Annotated in this window: 10 protein-coding genes; 4 read left to right on the top strand and 6 right to left on the bottom strand. The window is 74.8% G+C overall.

Annotated elements, in window-relative coordinates:
* Positions 1–282: 282 nt before the first annotated feature.
* A complete protein-coding gene (locus tag IEZ04_RS10885; RefSeq protein WP_229820936.1) occupies positions 283–3,309 on the bottom strand; it encodes an MMPL family transporter in 3,027 nt (1,008 codons plus the stop codon).
* Between the two features lie 312 nt (positions 3,310–3,621).
* On the opposite strand from IEZ04_RS10885, the gene IEZ04_RS10890 reads away from it, so the two are divergent.
* The gene (locus tag IEZ04_RS10890) at positions 3,622–10,923 is read left to right on the top strand and encodes a non-ribosomal peptide synthetase (protein ID WP_189216527.1); all 7,302 of its coding nucleotides are present in this window, start codon (positions 3,622–3,624) and stop codon (positions 10,921–10,923) included.
* 102 nt (positions 10,924–11,025) lie between these two features.
* Positions 11,026–11,256 carry an MbtH family protein gene (locus IEZ04_RS10895; protein WP_189216528.1) on the top strand — a complete coding sequence of 77 codons (231 nt, stop codon included), beginning with the start codon at positions 11,026–11,028 and terminating at the stop codon, positions 11,254–11,256.
* 51 nt (positions 11,257–11,307) lie between these two features.
* On the opposite strand, the gene IEZ04_RS10900 is transcribed toward IEZ04_RS10895, so the two are convergent.
* The 3 genes from IEZ04_RS10900 to IEZ04_RS35945 form a co-directional block, all read right to left on the bottom strand.
* Positions 11,308–11,604 (bottom strand): hypothetical protein, encoded by a 297-nt coding sequence (locus IEZ04_RS10900; RefSeq protein ID WP_189216529.1) that lies wholly within the window; start codon positions 11,602–11,604, stop codon positions 11,308–11,310.
* A gap of 200 nt (positions 11,605–11,804) precedes the next feature.
* A complete protein-coding gene (locus tag IEZ04_RS34720; protein WP_346158620.1) occupies positions 11,805–12,377 on the bottom strand; it encodes an SLC13 family permease in 573 nt (190 codons plus the stop codon).
* Complete coding sequence (locus IEZ04_RS35945) at positions 12,377–12,934, bottom strand: SLC13 family permease (protein WP_229820937.1); 558 nt, start codon at positions 12,932–12,934, stop codon at positions 12,377–12,379. The genes IEZ04_RS34720 and IEZ04_RS35945 overlap by 1 nt, the downstream gene beginning before the upstream one ends.
* Positions 12,935–13,179: 245 nt before the next feature.
* Between IEZ04_RS35945 and IEZ04_RS10910 the strand changes: the two genes are divergently transcribed.
* Together IEZ04_RS10910 and IEZ04_RS10915 are read left to right on the top strand one after the other, a co-directional pair.
* The gene (locus IEZ04_RS10910; RefSeq protein WP_189216530.1) at positions 13,180–14,043 is read left to right on the top strand and encodes a DMT family transporter; all 864 of its coding nucleotides are present in this window, start codon (positions 13,180–13,182) and stop codon (positions 14,041–14,043) included.
* Between the two features lie 362 nt (positions 14,044–14,405).
* Positions 14,406–15,128 carry a VOC family protein gene (locus IEZ04_RS10915; protein ID WP_189216531.1) on the top strand — a complete coding sequence of 241 codons (723 nt, stop codon included), beginning with the start codon at positions 14,406–14,408 and terminating at the stop codon, positions 15,126–15,128.
* A 19-nt stretch (positions 15,129–15,147) separates the two neighbouring features.
* Here IEZ04_RS10915 and IEZ04_RS10920 read toward each other — a convergent pair whose 3' ends face one another.
* Positions 15,148–16,728, bottom strand: a complete 1,581-nt coding sequence (locus IEZ04_RS10920) for an alkaline phosphatase D family protein (RefSeq protein ID WP_189216532.1) — start codon at positions 16,726–16,728, stop codon at positions 15,148–15,150.
* 166 nt (positions 16,729–16,894) lie between these two features.
* The gene (locus tag IEZ04_RS10925; protein ID WP_229820938.1) at positions 16,895–20,323 is read right to left on the bottom strand and encodes a phosphodiester glycosidase family protein; all 3,429 of its coding nucleotides are present in this window, start codon (positions 20,321–20,323) and stop codon (positions 16,895–16,897) included.
* Positions 20,324–20,325: the final 2 nt, after the last annotated feature.

The raw sequence follows: 20,325 nt of genomic DNA on the forward strand, positions 1-20,325 counted from the left end.
CGCGACAGAAGGCACACACCTCACCCCCTTTCTTCTGGTCGGAAATCACCGAGATGACGAGATGACGAGATGGCGAAATGACACTGGGGCGACACATACGTTTTTCGTTTTATCGGCACCGTCTCTCGGTTTTCATTACTTAATGGGAGTATGGCGCGGGTGCGGCGCCTGTATTCCGGTCGCGGGGGAAAGGCCGTCTGCGCGAAGAGGCGGCGGACGGCGTGCCGTTCATCATGGAAACGCCCGCGCGCGCCGGAGAACCGGGCTCGACGGCGGCGCCCGTCACGCGGCGGGGCGGACGTCGAGGACGATGGTGACGATCTCGGTGTCCTCGCCCGAGGTGCCCGCGTCGGCGACGGCGGCGGTCACGGCGTCCCGGGCGCGCTGGTAGAGGGCGTCGGCCAGTGCCCAGGTGACCAGGTCCTGGTCCTCGTCCTCGGCGTCGAGGACGGCGCGCAGGGCGGTCAGTACGGCGAGCAGGGACCGTCCGGAGAGGAAGACCTCGACCTGCCCGTCCCGGGTGTCGTCGAGGCCGGTGACGCGGTCGGGCAGGCGGAAGTGCCGGTGCGAGGAGGCCTGTTCGAGCAGGAAGGCCCAGGTGTCGCGGTGGCAGATCAGCCGCGCGGAGGCCACGGCCGCGGCGGCCCGCAGGGCGTCGCGGTGCGCACGCCCGACCTCCCCGGGCACCTTCACCCGGTCGTCGCCGGGCGTCGCCCCGCCGCCCGCCGCGGGCGTGACGGCGGGTGCGATGCCGGCCGCACCGTCCGGCGGGCCGGCCGGCCCGGGTGTCTCCTCGTGCATCGTGTGCTCCTCCCACCCGACGTCGCCGCTGTCCGCGCCGCCGCCCGGTTCCCGCGGACCGTACTGTTCCGCCTCGGTCAGTTCCCCTGTGTGGTGCAGGCCTGCGGGCGGGTGCGGCGCGCCCGTCGTCTCCGTCCAGGCGAGCGCGATCTCCCGGCTCAGCGCCTCCACGGCCGCATGGGTCTCCAGCAGACCGTCGAGCATGGTCGCGCTCGTCGGCCCGGCCGCCCGGGCGGCCGGGCCGACGCAGGGCTCCGCCGTGTCCTCGGCGAACCTCCCGTCGTCCTCCTCGTCGTGCTCCCACACCTCTGGGGAGGCGCGCGCGGTGAGGAGGGCGGCACGTTCCGGCGCCGCGGTCGCCCGGAGCCCGGCGCCCTCGATGTCGATGTCGGGGATGACACGGTCCAGGAAGCGGGGCAGGTACCAGGCATGGCGCCCGAGCAGGGAGAGGACGGCGGGGACGAGGGTCATGCGGACGACGAAGGCGTCGACGGCCACGCCGAAGGCGAGGGCGAAGCCGATGGGCTTGATGATCGGGTCGTCGTTGAAGATGAAGCCGGCGAAGACGGCGACCATGATCAGGGCGGCCGCGCAGATGACGCGGCCGCTGCGGGCGAGACCGTGGGTGATGGCCCCGGCGGCGTCGCCGGTGTGCTCGTAGTGCTCGCGCATGCGGCTGACGAGGAAGACCTCGTAGTCCATGGCGAGGCCGAACAGTACGCCGATGAGCAGCACCGGCAGGAAGCTGACGACCGGTCCGGCGGACGCGACGGACAGGGCGTCCCCGAGGTGGCCGTCCTGGAAGACCCAGACGGTGGCGCCCAGGGCGGCCGCGATGGACAGCAGGAAGCCGAGGACGGCCTTGAGCGGGACGAGCAGTGAGCGGAAGGCCGCCGTCAGCAGGACGAGGGCCAGCACGACGATGACGGCGACGAACAGGGGCAGGGCGTCGGAGAGTTTGTCGGAGGTGTCGATGGCGGCGGCGGTGGTGCCAGCGATGTAGAGGGCCCCTCCCACCCGGTCGACCGCCGGTGCGTGCTCGCGCAGCCGGTGCACCAGGTCGGTGGTGGCCTTCTCGTCGGGGCCGGTGGTGGGCACGACACCGATCACGGCGAGTGTGGAGTCGCGGTTCGTCATCGACGGGGCGACGGCGGCGACGCCGCGTTCGCCGGCCAGCGTGATGCGCAGTTTCTCGACGGTCGCGGCGCTGTCACCGGCCGGGATGCCGGTGGTGTCGACGACCGCGGTGAGGGTGGCGTTGAAACCGGCACCGAAGCCCCTGGTGAGCAGGTCGTAGCTCTTGTGCTGGGTGGAGGCGGCCGGTTTCGAGGCGTTGCCGGGCAGGCCCAGACGCAGGTCCAGGGCGGGCAGGGCGAGGACCAGCAGGCCCAGCGCACCGGCGAGCAGGACCGGCACGGGGGCGCGGGTGACGGCGCGTGCCCAGACCAGGCCCCAGGTGCCCGGGGCGCTCCCGCGCAGGTCCGGGGACGAGGGACGCGGGCGGGGCCGCAGGCGTTCCCCCAGCAGGCCGAGGGCGGCCGGCACCAGGCTGATGGCGACCAGCACGGCGAGGAGGACGGTGCCCGCGGCGGCCAGACCCATGACCGTGAGGAACGGGATGCCCGCGAGGCACAGGGCGCCCAGCGCGACGATCACGGTGGCGCCCGCGAAGACCACGGCGCTGCCCGCGGTGGCGACGGCGCGCGCGACGGACTCCTCGACGTCGGTCGCGGGGTCGGTGAGCTGTTCCCGGTGGCGGGCGATGATGAACAGGGCGTAGTCGATGCCGACCGCGAGGCCGATCATCAGGGCGAGCACCGTGGCGGTGCCGGTCATCTCGACGAAGCGGGAGAGGAACAGCACCCCCAGGACGCCGATGCCCACGCCGACGAAGGCGGTCACCAGCGGCAGGCCCGCGGCGACGAGGGAGCCCAGCGCCAGGGCGAGCACCGCGACGGCGACCACCAGCCCGACGATCTCCGCCGGACCCCCGACCTCGGTCGGGGGCTCCATCGCCGAGCCGCCGAACTCGACGCGCAGACCCGCGTCGCGGGCGCTCTCCATCGTCCGCCGCAGGGTGTCGCGCATCCCCTCGGTGATGTCGGACGGCTGCTCGGCGAAGGTCACGTCCGCGTAGGCGATGGTTCCCCGCCGGGAGACCGTGCCGCTGCGCACGGGATCGGAGACGGCGACCACCTCCGGCAGGTCCGCCGCCTTCCGCAGTCCCGCGGCGAGGGCACGCCGCGGCGCCGCCTCCGTGAGCCGGGTGCCGTCGCCGGTGGCGAAGACGACCCGCGCCACGGCGCCGGAGGCCCGCGGGAATCTCTCCCGCAGGAGGTCCTGGGCGTCCTGCGACTCGATGCCCGGAATGGTGAACTCGTTGCTCGTCCTGCCCGCGAGGGTCGTTCCCAGCCCTCCGACGACAGCCAGCAGGAGCAGCCAGCTTCCTATGACCAGACCGCGCCGGTGCAGTACCCACCGAGCCCACGCGTACAGGCGTGACGCCATTCCCCTCCCACCCTTCATCTCTCCGGAGCCGACAGCCGGAGAGCCACCCCGCAGGCGAAAGCAGGGGGTGCCCATGAAGTATCGACGCCGTTCATGAGAGCGCGGCAGGGGACAAGTCCCGGGGAACGCAGCAAAACCCGGCGCAGGGAGCAGTCAGGGTATTGAAACGCACGAGCCGTCGTACTTCCGCGAACGATCCGCCCGGGCGGATCGTCATTCCTTCTTTCCAGTGGTTTATGAGCTCATAAAAGCCGTACGGCGTAATGCTTCCACGAGCGGGGAGATCTGTCTGGACTCATTGGAGGTCTGCCGATGCCAGGTTCCGCCGAGGTTGCCGTTACCGATGCCGACTCCGATTCCGAGCCACGATCCGGGCCCCGGGCCCGGCACCGGGGGACGGCACGCGCCTCCCACGTACTGCCGCTCACCGCGGCCCAACGCGAGCTGTGGCTGGCCGAACAGCGCGCGTCCGGTACGGACGGGGCCTACCGGATCAGCGAGTGCCTGCGGATCGAGGGACCGATCGACGCGGCGCTGTTCGAGACGGCGCTGAGGAGGTTCGTCTCCGAGGCCGACACACTGCGCGTACGCATCACCGACACGCCGGACGGCCCGGTTCAGGTGGTGGACGCGGAGGTGGACTGGACCCCGGCGCTCGTCGACGTCAGCGGTGCCCCCGATCCCTCCGGCGCGGCGAGGGACTGGATGACGGCGGACATGGCCGACCCGATGGACCTGGCCCGCGGCCCCCTCTTCAGGTCCGCCCTCATCGCGCTGGGCACGGACCACTGGCTGTGGTACGCCAGCGGCCACCACATCGTCATGGACGGGTTCGGCTTCTCCCTGGTGGCGAGCCGGGTCGCGGAGATCTACACCCGCCTGGCCGCCGGCGAGCCGGTGGGAGCCACCTCGTCCGCGTCGCTGGCGGACGTGGTGAGGGCCGACCTCGACTACCGCACCTCGCCCGAGTACGCCGCCGACTCCGCGTACTGGACACGGGAGTTCGGCGATCCGCCGGAACCGGCCCCGCTGCCCTCCCGGCCCGACCTCCCGGCCGCCGGGGACGACACGGACAGCGGGTACCTGACCCCGCAGGCCGTGCGGACCAGCGGGGAACGTCCGCTCGCGCGCCCCGAGGCACTGCACAGGGCGGCCCGGCGGGCCGGAATGGCGCGCTCACGGTTCTTCCTCGCCGCGGCGGCCGCGTACGCGCACCGGCTGACGGGCGCGACCGAGGTGGTGATCGGACTGCCCGTCACCGGCCGCCCCCGGCGCGAACTCATGACCACCCCCGCCGCGCTCTCCAACATCCTGCCGCTCCGGCTCACCGTGCGCCCGGACATGCCGCTGGCCGAACTGCTGGACCGGACCGACCGCGTGGTGGCGCGGGCCGTGCGGCACCAGCGCTACCGCGGTGAGGACCTGGCCCGCGACCTCGGACTGCCCGGCGGCATCGCCCCCCGGTTCTCGCTCACCGTCAACGTCATGACGTTCGGCCGGCCCCTCGGCTTCGCCGGGGTGCCCTGCACCGTCTCCGGCGTCTCCGTCGGCGTGCCCGCCACCGTGTCGCTCGTGGTCTGGGACCGGCGCGAGGAGGACGGCCTGCGGCTGGAGGTACGGGCCGCCGCCGACCGGCACACCCGGGCGGACCTGGCCGACCACCAGCGGCGGCTGCTGCTCCTGCTCGACGCCATGACCGGCGCGGAACCCGACCGGCTTGTCGGCACGTTCGACCTGACGACCGCCGAGGAGCGGCACGAACTGCTGGGCCGGTCCCGCGCCGCGCACACCCCGGCCGGACCCGCGCCGTCCGTGCCGGAGCTGTTCGCCGCGCAGGCGGAGGCCACCCCGGACACGGCCGCGGTGGTCACCGACGGCGAGTCGCTCACCTACCGCGAGCTCGACAGGCGGGCCGACCGCCTCGCCCACGCGCTCCGCGCGCGCGGCATCGGCCCGGAGGACATCGTCGCCGTGGCACTGCCCCGCGGGACGGACCTGGTCACCGCGCTGCTGGGAGTGCTCAAGGCCGGCGCCGCCTACCTGCCCCTCGACCTCCAGCACCCCGCCCCGCGTCTGCGGGCGGTGCTCGCCGACGCGCACCCCGCCCTGCTGCTCACCCACTCCACCGCGGCCGTCCCCACCGGCCCGGACGTGACCCGCCGACTGCTGCTGGACGACCCGTCGTTCGCGCGGGAGCTCGCCCGCTGCCCGGACCGGGACCCGGCGCAGGCGGACCGGCGCGTACCGCCGCGCCCGGAACACCCCGCCTACGTCATCCACACCTCCGGCACCACCGGCACACCCAAGGGCATCGTCATGCCGGCCGGCGCGCTGGCCAACCTGCTGCGCTGGCACCACGACGCCGTCGGCGGCGGGCCGGGCACCGGCGTCGCCCAGTTCACCGCCCCCGGATTCGACGTCTCCCTCCAGGAGACCCTCTCCGCGCTCTGCTCCGGCAAGACCCTCCACGTGCCCACCGAGGACCAGCGCCGCAGCGCCGAACTCCTCGCCCGCTGGCTGCACGAGCAGAAGGTCGACGAACTGTACGCGCCCACCCTGGTCATCGCGGCACTCGCCGAGGCCGCCGGGGAGGCCGGACTGGACCTGCCCCGCCTGCGCACCGTCGCCCAGGCCGGCGAGGCCCTGCGCCTGGACGGGCCCCTGCGCGCGTTCCACCGCGCCGTCCCCGGGCGGCGCCTGCACAACCACTACGGTCCGGCCGAGACACACGTGGTCACCGCCCACACGCTGCCGGACGGCCCGGACGACGTGCCCGCCGCACCGCCCATCGGCCGCCCCGTCGCGGGTGCCCGCCCGTACGTGCTCGACGCCGCCCTGCGACCGGTCCCGCCCGGCGTGCCCGGAGAGCTGTACGTCGCCGGTCCGGGCCTGGCCCGTGGCTATCTGCACCGGCCGGGCCCGACCGCCGAGCGGTTCGTGGCCTGCCCGTACGGCCCCGCGGGGGAGCGCATGTACCGCACCGGCGACCTGGTGCGGTGGGGACCCGGCGGTGAGCTGGAGTTCGTCGGGCGCGCCGACCACCAGATCAAGATCCGCGGCCATCGGGTCGAACCCGGCGAGGTCGAGACCGTGCTGACGGGGCACCCCGAGGTGGCGCACGCCGCGGTCGTCGCCCACACCGACGAGACCGCCGGCCCCCGGCTGGTCGCCTACGCCGTGCCCGCGGCCGGGGCGCACCCGGTGCCGGACGACCTCCTGCACCACCTGCGCGACCTGCTGCCCGCCTTCATGGTGCCCTCGGCCCTCGTCCTGCTGGACGCGCTGCCGCTGACCGTCAACGGCAAACTGGACCGCGGCGCGCTGCCCGTGCCGCCCCCGGGAGCGGCACCGGGCGGCCGGGACCCGCGCACGCCCCGCGAGCAGGTCCTGTGCCAGCTCTTCGCGCAGGTGCTCGGCCTCGCCCGGGTGGGCGCCGACGACTCCTTCTTCGACCTGGGCGGACACTCCCTGCTCGCCTCCCGCCTCATCTCCCGCATCCGTACCGTCCTGGGCGTCGAGGTCGAGCTGCGCACCCTGTTCGAGGCGCCGACGGCGGCCGGTCTGGCCACCCGGCTCGACACGGCCGGGCAGGCCCGTCCGGCGCTGCTCCCCGAGGCCCGGCCGGACGTCGTACCGCTCTCCTCCGCCCAGCGCCGCCTGTGGTTCCTGCACCGTCTGTACGGCCCGAACGCCACCTACAACATGCCGCTCGCCCTGCGGCTGTCCGGGGAACTGGACCGCGCCGCCCTGCGGGCCGCCCTGGCCGACCTCGTGACCCGGCACGAGATCCTCCGCACCGTGCACCCCGAGCACGACGGAGTGCCGTGCCAGCGGATCCTCGCACCGTCCGACGCGGAGCCGGACCTGCCGGTCACGGAGACGGACACGGAGGGACTGCCGGACGCCCTGGCCGGGGCGGCACGGCACGCCTTCGACCTGACCGCCGAACCGCCGGTGCGCGCACGGCTGTTCGCCCTGGCCCCGGACGAGCACGTGCTGCTGCTCGTCGTCCACCACATCGCGGGTGACGGCTGGTCGATGCGGCCCCTGGCCGACGACCTGGGCACCGCCTACACGGCGCGCCTCGCGGGCCGGGAACCGGACTGGCGGCCCCTGCCGGTGCAGTACGCCGACCACACCCTGTGGCAGCACCGTCTCCTCGGGGACCCCGCCGACCCGGACAGTGTGTTCGCCGCGCAGTCCCGCCACTGGACCGGTGCCCTCGACGGCCTGCCCGAGCACCTTCCCCTGCCGTTCGACCGGCCGCGGCCCGCGAGGGCGTCCTTCCGCGGCGGCACGGTGGACCTCGCGCTGGACGCCGGGCTGCACACCGCCCTGACCGGGCTCGCCCACCGATACGGGGTGAGCCTGCACATGGTCCTCCACGCCGGGCTGGCCGCCCTGTTCACCCGGCTGGGCGCGGGCACGGACATCCCGATCGGCACCCCGGTCGCCGGCCGCACCGACGAGGCCATGGACGACCTGATCGGGCTGTTCGTCAACACCCTGGTCCTGCGCACCGACACCGGCGGCGACCCCACCTTCGCCGAACTCCTCGGCCGGGTGCGCGAGACCACCCTCAACGCGCACGCCCACCAGGACCTGCCCTTCGAGCACCTCGTCGAACAGCTCAACCCCACCCGCTCCCTCGCCCACCACCCCCTGTTCCAGACCATGCTCGTGCTGCAGAACACCCCCGCCGGGCGGTTCGCCCTCCCCGGCCTGCGGGTCGACGCCGCGCCGGTGCGCACCGGCACCGCACGTATGGACCTGATGCTCAGCCTGACCGAGGGACACACGGCCACCGGGCAGCCGACCGGGCTCACCGGCGACGTCGAGTACGCGGCCGACCTGTTCGACCGCGGCACGGTCGAGGCGATCACCGAGCGCTGGGTGCGGCTGCTGCGGGCGGTGGCCGCCGACCCGGACCGGCGCATCGGCCGCGTCGACATCCTCTCGGCCGCCGAGCGACGCCGTCTGCTGCCCACGGAGGACGCGGGGACCGCGGCTCCGAGGACCCCGGAGACGCCGGAGACGCCGGGGATCTCGGTCGCCGGGCTGTTCGCGGCACGGGTGCGGGCCGTCCCGGACGCGGCCGCGGTGGTCTGCGGCGACGCCACGCTCACCTACCGGGAGCTCGGCACCCGGGTGCACCGCCTCGCGCGCCTGCTCCGTTCCCGGGGGATCGGCGCCGAGAGCGTCGTCGCCCTGGCCCTGCCCCGCTCCGCCGGGACGGTCGTCGCCCTCCTGGCGGTGCTCGAGGCCGGCGCCGCCTACCTGCCCGTCGACCCGCGCCACCCCGCCGCGCGGATCCGGCACATGCTCGACGACGCCCGGCCCGCCCTGGTCCTCACCGACAGGGCGACCGGCCGCGCGCTCCCCGCCCTCACGGACCTGCCGTACCTGCTGCTCGACGACGCCGGGACGGCGGAGGAGCCCGCGGCCCTCCCGCGGACCGCTCCCGGCGGTCCCCGCCCCGCCCCGCCGCACCCGCCGCACCCGTCCGGCACCGCCTACCTGCTGTACACCTCCGGCTCCACCGGCAGCCCCAAGTGCGTGCTGGGTACGCACGGGAGCCTCGTCAACTGGCTGCTGTGGTACGGCAGGACCTACCCGTGCCGTACCGGCGAACCCGTCCTGGCCAAGACCACCCTCACCTTCATCGACGGCACCACCGAACTGCTCGGCGCCCTGGTCCACGGCGCGACGGTCGTCCTCGCCGACAACGACCAGGCCACCAGCCCCGCCGCCCTGGCCGACCTGATCTCCCGGCACCGCTGCCGCCGCGTCATCCTGGTGCCCAGCCTGCTGCGCGCCCTGCTCGACCTGGACGCCACCGGCCTGCTCGCTCCCTGCACACTGTGGATGACCAGCGGCGAACCCCTGCCCGTCGAGCTGTCCGTGCGGTTCGCGCGGGCCCTGCCGGACGCGCGGCTGGTCAATCTCTACGGCGCCTCCGAGTCCGGCGGCGACCTCCTGCACGGCCTGTGCCGGGGCCCCGACGTCCCCGTCGGGCGCCCGCTGCGCAACGCCCGCGCGTACGTCCTCGACGCCGCCCTGCAGCCGGTCCCGCCCGGCGTGACCGGTGAGCTGTACGCCGCCGGGGCGGGCCTGACACGGGGTTACCTGAGGCGGCCCGGAGCGACCGCCGAGCGGTTCGTGGCCTGCCCGTACGGCCCGCCCGGGGAGCGCATGTACCGCACGGGCGACCTCGCCCGGTGGCGTCCCGACGGCCTGCTGGAGCACCTGGGCCGGACCGACCACCAGATCAAGATCCGCGGTCACCGGGTCGAACCCGCCGAGATCGAGAGCACGCTCACCGGCTGCCCCGGTGTGGCGCAGGCCGTGGTGACCGGCCGGCCGGCGGGGGACGGTGACGTCCGGCTCGTCGCCCATCTGGTGCCGGCCGCCGGTGTGGCCGTGCGCGTCACGGAGGTCCGGGCGCACGCCCGGCGGCACCTGCCCCCGTACATGGTCCCGGCGGCCTTCCTGCTCCTCGACGCGCTGCCGCTGACCCCCAACGGGAAACTCGACCGCGCGGCGCTGCCCGAGCCCGCGGCCGGGCACGGGGCGGGCGACGGCCGGTCGCCCTTCACGCCCCGGGAACGGCTGCTGGCCGAACTGTTCGCCGAGGTCCTGGGCATCCCGTCGGTCGGCGCCGACGACTCGTTCTTCGACCTGGGCGGGCACTCCCTGCTCGTGCCGCGTCTCACCCGCCGCATCCGCGCGCTGCTCGGCACCGAGGTCGGACTGCGCACCCTCTTCGAGGCCCCCACTCCCGCGGCCCTGGCCGAGTACCTGGAGGGCGGCCGTCCGGAGCGCGCCCTGGACGTGGTGCTGACCCTGCGGCCCACCGGGACCCGGCCCCCGCTGTGGTGCCTGCACCCCGTCGGGGGGATCGGCTGGTCCTACACCGGACTCCTGCGCCATCTCGGCCCGGACCAGCCGGTGTACGCCCTTCAGGCCCGTGGGCTGGACGGCCGCGAGCCCCTGCCCGCCTCGGTCGAGGAGATGGCGGCCGACTACGTCGGGCAGATCCGCGCGGTGCAGCCGACCGGGCCGTACCACCTGCTCGGCTGGTCCGCCGGTGGTCTGATCGCGCACGCGGTCGCCACCGAACTGGCGGCGCAGGGGGAGCGCACGGCGCTGCTGGCCGCACTCAACTCCTACCCCTCACGCCGGAAACCGCTCGATCCGCCGGACGCCCTGCCCGACGTGCGCAAGGTGCTGGCCTACCTGCTCGACGTCACCGTGGACGAGCTCCCCGCCGGCCCGGTGACGTACGAACGGGCCGTCGAGATCCTGCACGAGCACGGACACGCCGTCGTCGGCCTGCAGCCGCGCCAGCTCGAGACCATCGTGGCCGTCATGGCCAACACCGCCCGGCTGACCGGCGCGTTCACACCGAAGGTCTTCGACGGGGACCTGCTGCTGTTCACCGCCACCGTCGACCGCGACCCGGACACCACCGACCCCGCCGCCTGGAACCCGTACGTCACCGGGCCGGTCGAGGTCCATGACATCGCCGTCCGGCACGAGCGGATGGCCCACCCCGAGGCGCTCGCCCGGATCGGCCCCGTCCTCGCGGCCCGACTGGGAGCACCCGGCACCTGAACCGGCCATCGGCCATCGGCCAACGGCAGGCCATCGGCCAACGGCAGGCCATCGGTCATTGGCCACCGACCATCGGTACGGCAATCGGCAAGGAAGGCTGACATGACCCACTTGACCAACCCCTTCGAGGCCGACGACGCGGCCTACGTCGTGCTCGTGAACGCCGAGGGACAGTACTCGCTGTGGCCGGCGGCGACCGACGTACCCGGAGGCTGGACCGTCGACCACCCCCGGGACAGCCGCCGGGCATGTCTGGAACACGTCGAGCGCACCTGGACCGACATGCGCCCCGCCAGTCTGGTCCGCGCCATGGAGGGCGACCGCACGACCTGACCGGGCCGGGCGGACGACAGCCGGTCCAGGCCCCGATGCGCGGATGCGGATCTACAGGATGCCGAGAATGCCGAGGCCCAGCAGACCACCGCGGCCCAGACCCGCGCCGTTGCCCCCGTTCCCGTAGCCGTTGCCTCCGTAGCCGTAGTCGTAGCCGTTGCCGTTTCCGTGGCCCGGCCGGTTGCCGTGGCCGGAGCCGTGACTGTAGTCGTAGCCGTGGCTGTCCAGATGCTGGTGGACGGTTTCGGGGCCGCCGAAGGGATCGGGGCCGGCGGCGGCCGGACCGGCACCGGCGAGCAGCACGCCCGCGGTCAGGACGGTGGCGCTCAGGAAGACGCGCATACGCATCAGGTCACTCCTCATGTGTTACGTGGCCCTGTGTGGGCGGGCCCGGAAGGACCGGGCCCGTACACATGGCCATAACCGGGCGGACGCAGACGCACGCGGGATGTCCCCTGTGCGGAGGGCCGACGTCACACGGGTGGAGCAGGACGGCCTGTGCGGTGGGTGAGCCAGGGGCCATTGGTAGGGGTGTGACGGCAGTGAGATCAGGTGACGGTGATGGCACCGGTGAGGACGGCGAAGGCGATGTAGGCGAGGGAGACGGGGACGCCCCGGCGCAGTGCGTGCTTCTGGAAGTCGCCGAGTTCCGCCTTGACCAGGCCGAGCAGGACCCACAGGGGCGCGCTGGTGGGGCCCGTCATGGGGAGTATCTGGCCGATGGCGCCGGCGCGGGCCATCTCGTTGGCGTCGATGCCGTAGTGGGCGGCGGACTCGGCGAGGACGGGGACGACGCCGAACCAGTAGCCGTCGTTGGACATGAAGAAGCCGAGCGGCAGGGCGAGGACGGCGGTGAACAGCGGGATGAGGTCGCCCATCGGGTCGGGCACGACGGCGAGGGCGGCGTCCGCCATCGCCTTGATCATGCCGGAGTCGGTCATGATGCCGGTGAACACACCGGCGGCCAGGACGAGGATCATCACGGGGACGGCGTTGGCGGCCTGCCGCTTGATGAGCTCCTGCTGGTCCTCGATGGCGCGGATGTTGACGAGCAGGGCGATCACGAAGGCGATCATGAACAGCACCAGGAGGTCGGCGGCCTCCAGGACGAGCAGTGCCATCAGCAGCACGGTGAGACCGGCGTTGAACCACAGCCGCCAGTCGGCCCTGACCGGTTCGAAGGCCTCGCCGGAGGCGATCTCCAGCTGGTAGGCGGCGAGGGTCTCGCCGTCGAGCTCGCGCCGTTCACGCAGGCCGAGCCAGTAGGCGACGGCGATGATGGCCACATGGCGGCGATGGTCGCGATGATCCGGGGGTTCATGCCCAGCCGGCGGTAGACGGGCAGGAACGCGGAGCAGACGATCATGTAGCTGGTGGTGCCGTCGCCGTCGAGCGCGACGAGCAGGGCCAGCACGGCGGTGCCGACGCAGATGCGGACCGGGTCGCCCTTGGAGGCGCGGACGATGGCCTGGACGACGGGTGCGAAGAGCTTGCACTCCATCAGGCCGAAGTGGAGGACGGCGAACAGCAGCAGCGCCGCGGTGGGCGCGACGGTGTCCAGACCGCTCATCACCATGTCGCCGAGCTCGGTGCCCCGGCCGGCGACGAGGGCGGCGGCGATCGGTGTGAGCATGATGGCGGTGAACGCGGAGAGGTACTCCCGCATCACGAGCAGCATGAAGCTGCCTCACGGAACCGGACCGCCCCGTACGCCGCACCCAGCCGCGCTGGATCATCGCCCCGCCGCCCCGCCGCCCCGCCGCCCCGCCGCCCCGCCGCCCCGCCGCCCCGCCGCCCCGCCGCCCCGCCGACATCGTGACCGTCCTGACCCGTCGCCTACCGACCCGTCGCGTACTGCCGGGGCCCTGCGGTGCGACCGGTCGTCGGCGCGCGCTCCGGAGCGGACGGCGGGAGGATCGGTGGATGGGTGTTCTGCTGCCGGTGCTCTTCGCCTTCGTCGCCGCGTTCAGCAACGCGCTGGCCACCGTGCTCCAGCGGCGGGCCGCGCTGAGTGTGCCGCAGACCCGGGGGTTCCGCCCGGGGCTGGTCCTCGATCTCGTGCGGCGGCCGGTCTGGGTCGGCGGCATGCTGGCCGTCGTCGTCGCCGGGGCGGGCCAGGCGGCGGCCCTGGCGACCGGGCCGCTGTCGCTGGTCCAGCCGCTGTTCGTCCTCGAACTCCCGCTAGCGTTGCTGCTGGCCTCGCTGATGACCGGACGGGGGCTGCCCGGGGTGCTGTGGGCGGCCGTGGCCGCGGTGGTCGCCGGGCTCGGCCTGGCGCTGGCGTCGGCCGCACCGGGCGGCGGCGGCACGCAGGTGTCCTTCGCCCGCTGGGTCCCCGCGCTGGCCGTCTGCGTGGCGACGGTCCTGCTGCTGGCCGGAGCCGGACTGAAGCGGCCCGACGGCAAGGCCCGCGCCGGCTTCCTCGGCGCGGCCACCGCGGTCTGCTACGCGCTGACGGCCGCCCTGATGAAGGACGCCATGCGGTTCCTGGACGCCGGTGACGTGACGGGCTTCCTGACGGCGTGGCAGACGTACGCGTTCGCCGCGGCCGGTGTGGGAGCCGTGCTCCTGCTGGAACACGCCATGCAGGGCGGCCCCCTGGTCGCCTCCCAGCCGGCCCTCACCCTGGGGGACGCGACGGTGAGCCTCCTGCTCGGCGTGTTCCTCTACCGGGAGCACGTCCGCACCAGTTGGTGGGTCCTGCCCCAGCTCGTCGGTGTCGCCCTGGTCGTCGTGGGCGTCATCATCCTGGCCCGGCGCGGGTTCGACCTGAGGACCGGCCGGTGAGCGGCGCGGGCCGGTCCCCTCCCGCCTCTCCCGGGCCCACCGCTCGCCCCGCACCACCACCGGACCGCCGAAGGTGCCGGCCGTGCAGCCCGGGGCCGGCAGGGCGGCCCGGTCACGGGTGCCCGCCACGGGCAGCGCCCCGGTCACCGAGCTGCCGCAGATCTCCGCCGTGCCGGCGCCGACCTCCGCACGGCGCCCGCGGTCTCCGAGCCCCGTACCACCGGGTCCGCTCACCAGGTCCGCTCCGGAGGTGACGAGGACCGCGCCGGCCACCCGGGCGTTGTCCGCCCACGGGCGGGAAAACCGTTCGCGCGGACGCGTGGACACCCGGTAACCAGCTTCGGGACGACAAGGAGCACCGCATGACGTCCCGCACACCGTCCCGCCCGGGCGCGCTCGGCGAGTTCTGCTGGATGGACCTCAAGACCCGCGACCTGCCCGGCACCGCCGCCTTCTTCGCCGCGACGCTGGGCTGGCGCTTCGCGGTGGACGAGACGGACTGGCGCCGCGCCACCAAGGTCTTCGCCGACGGCCGTCCGATCGGCGGCGTGAGCGATCTCGCCGACCCGGTCTACCCGCCGGGGACCCCCGCCCACGTCGCCTACTACCTGGCGGTCGACGACGTCGACCGCCGCACCGGGGCGGCGACGGCGCACGGCGCGCGGGTGATCGTGCCGCCCTTCGACGCGGGCGACCAGGGCCGCATGGCGACACTGGTCGATCCGGTGGGTGCCGCCTTCTCCCTGTGGCAGGCGCGCCGCTTCGGGGGATGGGACATCCCGGCGCACGCGACGGGCGTCCCGCACCGCATGGTCCTGGTCTGCGAGCGGCCCGGCGAGGCCCGGCGCTTCTACCGCGAGGCGCTCGGCACCGCCCTGGCCCACGCCGACTTCGTCGCGGGGAGCACGACCGGGTGGGAGCTCGAGGTCGGCGTCACGGACCTGGACCGCGTCGTCGCCCGGGCCCGCGACCACGGACAGGACCCCGTCGTCCGGCCCGACGAAACCGGCGGCCCCGTCGTGCGGTTGACGGGCCCCGAGGGGCTGACGTTCCGGGTGCGCCGCGTCGAGGAGGAGGCCGGGTAGGAGGCCGGGCAGGCCCCCGTCAGCCCGCCTCGCGCAGACCGGGGCGGTCGGCCTCGACGGTGAAGCGGGCGACGGTGGTGACCGGGGCGTCCGCGTCCGCCTCGACGTAGGGGACGGCCCGGTAGTCGGCGGTCAGCTCGGTGCCGGTGACGCGGCCGAGGACGTAGCCGCGATGGCCGTCGTAGAACTTCGTCCACGGGTGCTGCAGCCAGTCCGCCGCGTAGCCGTCCGTCGCGGAGCCGTCCCCGTCGGAGGCGATGGAGGTGCCGACCAGCTCCGAGGCGACGACGGCCGAGTCCGGGCGGGAGAAGTCGGCGAGCAGGTCGCCCGCGACCGCGCGGTGGGTGTCACCGGTGAGGACCACGGTGGGGGAGGTGCCGGGCTCGGCCAGCACGTCGAGGAGCCGCTGCCGCGCGGCGGGGAAGCCGTCCCACTGGTCGGTGCGGGAGTCGGTGACCCTCATGACGGCGACCTGCTGGGCCAGCAGGTTCCAGCGGGCGCGGGACCGGCGCAGCCCGGAGTACAGCCAGCGCTCCTGGTCCGCGCCGAGCAGCGAACGGGCCGGGTCGGCCTGCTCGGCGGCGTCCGCGGGTCTCCCGTCGCGGTGCTGGCGGCCGTCCAGGACGTGCACGTCGGCCAGGGGGCCGTACGGCAGGCGGCGGTGGAAACGGGCGTCGGGGCCGTGGGCCAGCGCGGCCGGCGGCAGCGGGGTGTTCTCGTAGTAGGCGCGGTAGGCCGCGGCCCGCCGTCTCCGGAAGGCGGCGGGGTCCAGGCCGTAGTACGACGTCTCGTCGGCGTAGTCGTTCTGCACCTCGTGGTCGTCCGGTGTCAGCACCCACGCCGCCGCCGCGTGCGCCGCCCGCAGGTCGGGGTCGGACTTGGTGAGGCCGTAGCGCACCCGGTACCGGGCCAGGGAGTTCGTCTCGGCGTCGTGGCCCTCGCCGAGCGTGACGCCCCGCCGCCACAGGTTCCTGGCGGTGATCGCGTACTCGTATATGTAGTCGCCGAGGAAGAGGACCACGTCCGGATCGTCGGCGGCCATGCCGCGGTAGGCGGAGAAGTGGCCGTGGTACCAGGCCTGGCAGGAGGCGGTCGCGAAGGTGAAGGCGCCGCCGCCGGAGCGTGCCGAGGGGGCGGTGCGCACCCGGCCGGCCGGGCTGAGCCGCCCGGCCGCGCGGAACCGGTAGAAGTACTGCCGCCCGGGGCGCAGCCCCGTCACCCGGGGGTGCACGGAGTGGGCCAGTTCGGGCACGGCGACGGCCCGGCCGCGCCGTACCACCCGGCGGAACCCCTCGTCCTCCGCCACCTCCCACTCCACGTCGTACGCGGTGGGCGGCATGCCGCCGTGCCCGTCGAGCGCCGTGGGGTCGGGAACGAGACGGGTCCACAGCACGAAGCCGTCCTCGGCGGGCTCCCCGGAGGCCACGCCCAGCCGGAAGGGGTCGTCCGGCAGCCGGACGGCGGGACCGGCGGCCTCGGCGGACGCACCGGCCAGCCCGGCACCGGCGAGCAGGGCCCCGGCGGTCACGCCGGACATCCGGAGCATCGCGCGGCGGCCCGGGCCGCTGAGGCCGTTGCGTCCGGACGGCGGTGGTGTCATGGCGGTTCTCCCTGGTCGCGCACGGGCGGGACGGACAGGGCCGACGATCGGCGCGGCATGTTACGCGGCCCTGGCAGGCGGACGGCCGGTCCCCCAACAGCGCGTGTACGGCGCGCGGAGCCGCCCGGGGCGGCTCCGCGCGCCGCGGTGGCGCGAGGGGCCGCCGTCACTCGGGTCCGGCGAGCTCCACGGTCGCCGACGCGCTCCGGCCGCCCGCGGCGACCGTCATGGTGACCGTGCCGGGGCGGACGGCGGTGAGGGTGGGACCGGCCAGATCGAGGACGGCCAGGGTCCGGCGGTCACGGGCGGCCGTCCGGGCCCCGGCGGCCGAGCCGGCGACCACCAGGCCGCGGGAGCCGGTCCAGGTGACGCTGGCGGGGTGGCGCAGGGGGAACTCGAGGCCGTACTCGCTGGTGACGCCGGTCGCGGAGACGGCGGCGGAGGTGCCGGCCGCGAGCCGGGCGGGGGCGGACAGGTTGATGGCGTCGATCAAAGGACGGCTCTCGGCGCGGAGCCAGTCACGGGTCTCCGGGCTGGGCAGTCCACGCCGGACGCGGGCGGGGCGCGGGTCGACGGCGACGTTCATCCAGCCGAAGAAGCCGCCCTGGTCGGGGGAGCTGTACGGGGTCTTGCCGACGGCGGGGGTGGTGACCTCCAGGACACCGTCGCGGCGGGCGACGGACGCGGTGTGGGCGTGGCCGGTGAACAGGGCGACCGGTTTGCCGGAGGTCTCCCGGAACTCGGCCAGCCAGCGTCTGAGCAGGCCGGCGGCGAGCCGGTCGGAGAGCTGGGACGATCCGGCGCCGGACGGGTCGTGCAGGGGGTGGTGGAAGGAGACGACCACGCCGGTGACCCTCCGGTCCCGGGCGGCCCTCTCCAGCTCGGACCTGAGCAGCGGCACCTGGTCCCAGTCGGAGGTGCGCAGGTCGCCGGTGTGCGAGTCCAGCAGGACGAAACGGGTGCCCTTGTGGTCGAAGACCTGGCGGGCGGGGCGGCCGGTGGCGGCACGGAAGGCGTCGAGTCCTCCGTCGGCGGACAGGCCCGCCTCGTGGTTGCCGGGCGTCCAGTACACCGGCAGGTCCGCCGGGACGTGGTCGCGCAGCAGGCCGTTCGCCAGCTCGAAGTCGGCGGGGCCGTTGTCGTCGACGAAGTCGCCGTTGATCAGCACGAAGTCCGGTTCGCTCGCCACCACTTGCTCCAGCGCGGCCACCGCCTGCCGTCCGGCGAAGGAGTCCGGGCCGGCCGCCGCGCTGATGTGCAGGTCGGACAGGACCGCGAACGTCCACCGGCCGCGCGGCAGCCCGCCCTGTCCGACCACGTACGGGTCGGGCGGCGGCGCCTCGGCGGTCTCCGGCTGCTGCCCGACCTGGGCGGCGAGGCCGTCGAAGTCCAGCGCGCCCGCGTTCTTGTTCGCCTGCGAGGTCTCCGCGACGTACAGGCGCAGCAGCGTGACGGGGGCGGAGAAGCCGTCCGGGAGCTCGCCGACGACCTGGCGCCAGCCCGTCCAGTCGACGGCGGTGGAGAAGGTGAACGGCACGTTGGTGGTGCCCTGCGAGCGCAGCATCGCACGCAGCCAGTGCCCGCGGCCGTCGCCCTTGACCCACAGGGCGAGCCGTCTCGTACCGGCGGGCAGGGTGAGCGGGGCGCCCGCCACCGCGTACGCCGCCGAGGTGCTCGACTGCCCGGTGAAGTCGTACGTCAGGCGCAGGGCGTGGTTCCCGGCTCCGGCGCCGGGGCGGTCGGCGGCCCCGACGATCGCGACCGACGCGGTGCCGCGCGCGGACAGCGCGGTCCAGGGCCCGTCCGGTCCGTCCGGCTCGAACTCCGCCAGCGGTACGTCGGCCAGGCCGACGGTCACCGCGAGCCTCGCCGAGACGCCGTTCACGGTCGCCGTCAGGACCGTGGCCCTGCCGTCCGCCTCCGCCGCGCCGGTGACGGTGAGGCGGCCGTCGGTCCCCACTCTCACGCCGATGACGGCCCCGTCGTGGTCGAGGGCGACGTCGCGGGCGGCCACGGGAGCGCCGAAGCCGTCGGCGTCGTACCCGGTCAGGCCGACCCTCGCGGCGGCGCCGGGTTCGATGGTGAGGGCCCGCTCGGTGAAGGCGAGCCGGTGCAGCTCCCCGACGACACGCAGTCCGTGATCCCCGCGGGCGGCACCGGAACGGGCCTGCAGGATGCCGATGCCGGGCCGGCCGGCCCGCAGGACGCCGTCGGTGACGCGGCCCAGGGAGCCGGGCCGGGCCGACCACGTGATCCGGTGCCGGCCGGCGTCGACCGGCGACCAGGTCTCGTCGTGACCGGCGGCGGTGACGTCCAGGGTGAGGCCGGGGACCACGCGGTCGGCGCCGGTCCGGACGTCCAGCCCGCGCAGCCGGCCCGATCCCTTTGGGCCGAACAGCCCGACCGCGTTGGGCACCGGCCGTTCGCCGCCGTCCGACGGGGTGTTGACCACGCTCACCCCGGCGTCCCCGGGCCGCCGGGCGACCATGCCGGTGGAGCCGCCGCCGTCCAGCATGAACGCCTCGGCGGCGCCCAGGCGGACCAGGAGTCCGGCGGTGGCGTCGTAGGAGAGACCGGCGGAGAAGTTGGCCGAACCGTCCACCGCGACCAGCAGCAGGCGGCGCCCGCCGGCCGTCCAGCCGATGACCGTACGGGGCTTGGCGGCGTCGTTGCCCTCACTGGGCGGGAAGTCGACCGCCTCGCCGTCCCTGACCAGTACGGCGTTGCTGCCCAGCGCCATGCGGGGTGCGACGGGCGAGTCGGAGCGCGGCGCGAAGGTCACGGTGACGGCGTCGCCGGGGCGGGCGGCGGCGAGCCGCGCGGCGGCCGTGCCCCGGCCGACGACGACCAGCCCGCCGTCCGGCACGGCGGTGTCGGTCAGCCGGTCGTGGACCGCGGTCACCGCGCCGCCGGAGACGACGAGTTCGGTGTACGGGCCCGCGCCCCGGATCGCCGTGCGCGGGCCGGGGCCCCACAGCGGGGTGTGGACGGCGATCCCGTCCACGGGCACCGTCGCCGAGTTGAGCGCGGCGAGCGGGCGGCCGGTGCCGGCCACCGTGACCGTGCCCTCGACCAGCAGGTCGGCCAGGCGCGCGATGCGGTCCACGCCGACCGTCGCGACGGTCGTGGCCGTACGGCCGCCCTTGCGCAGCTCGCCGTCCTGCATCTCGGGCCCGACGGCCGCGTTCGTCTCCGTGATGTCGAAGAAGTCGCCGTTGACCGCGGCGACCGCGCCCTGCGCACCGGCCGCCGCCGACGGCGTCCGGGTCTCGCTGACCTTGCCGGCGAGGAGGTCCACGCCGACGGCGGCGTCGCGGAGGTCGGCGTTGAGGACGTGGACCCGCGTCCAGCCGGTCCGGCCGAAGGTGTCGTAGGAGGTGAGGACGATACCGGGGGCGACCGGGCGGTCCACCCGGCGGACCTCGAGGGACTCGCCCGGGACCGCGGTCCGGTAGCCGGGCACCTCGTGTCCCAGGCCGCCCGGGCCGGTCCCGGTGCCGGGCGGGGGCGTGTCGGCGGGCCGGGCGGGGGCCGCGGTGGCCACACCTGCGGTGAGGGTCGTGGTGAGGGCGGCGGCCACTGCTCCGGCGAGCACGT

The organism is Streptomyces ruber (assembly GCF_014648075.1).
Lineage (GTDB): Bacteria > Actinomycetota > Actinomycetes > Streptomycetales > Streptomycetaceae > Streptomyces > Streptomyces ruber.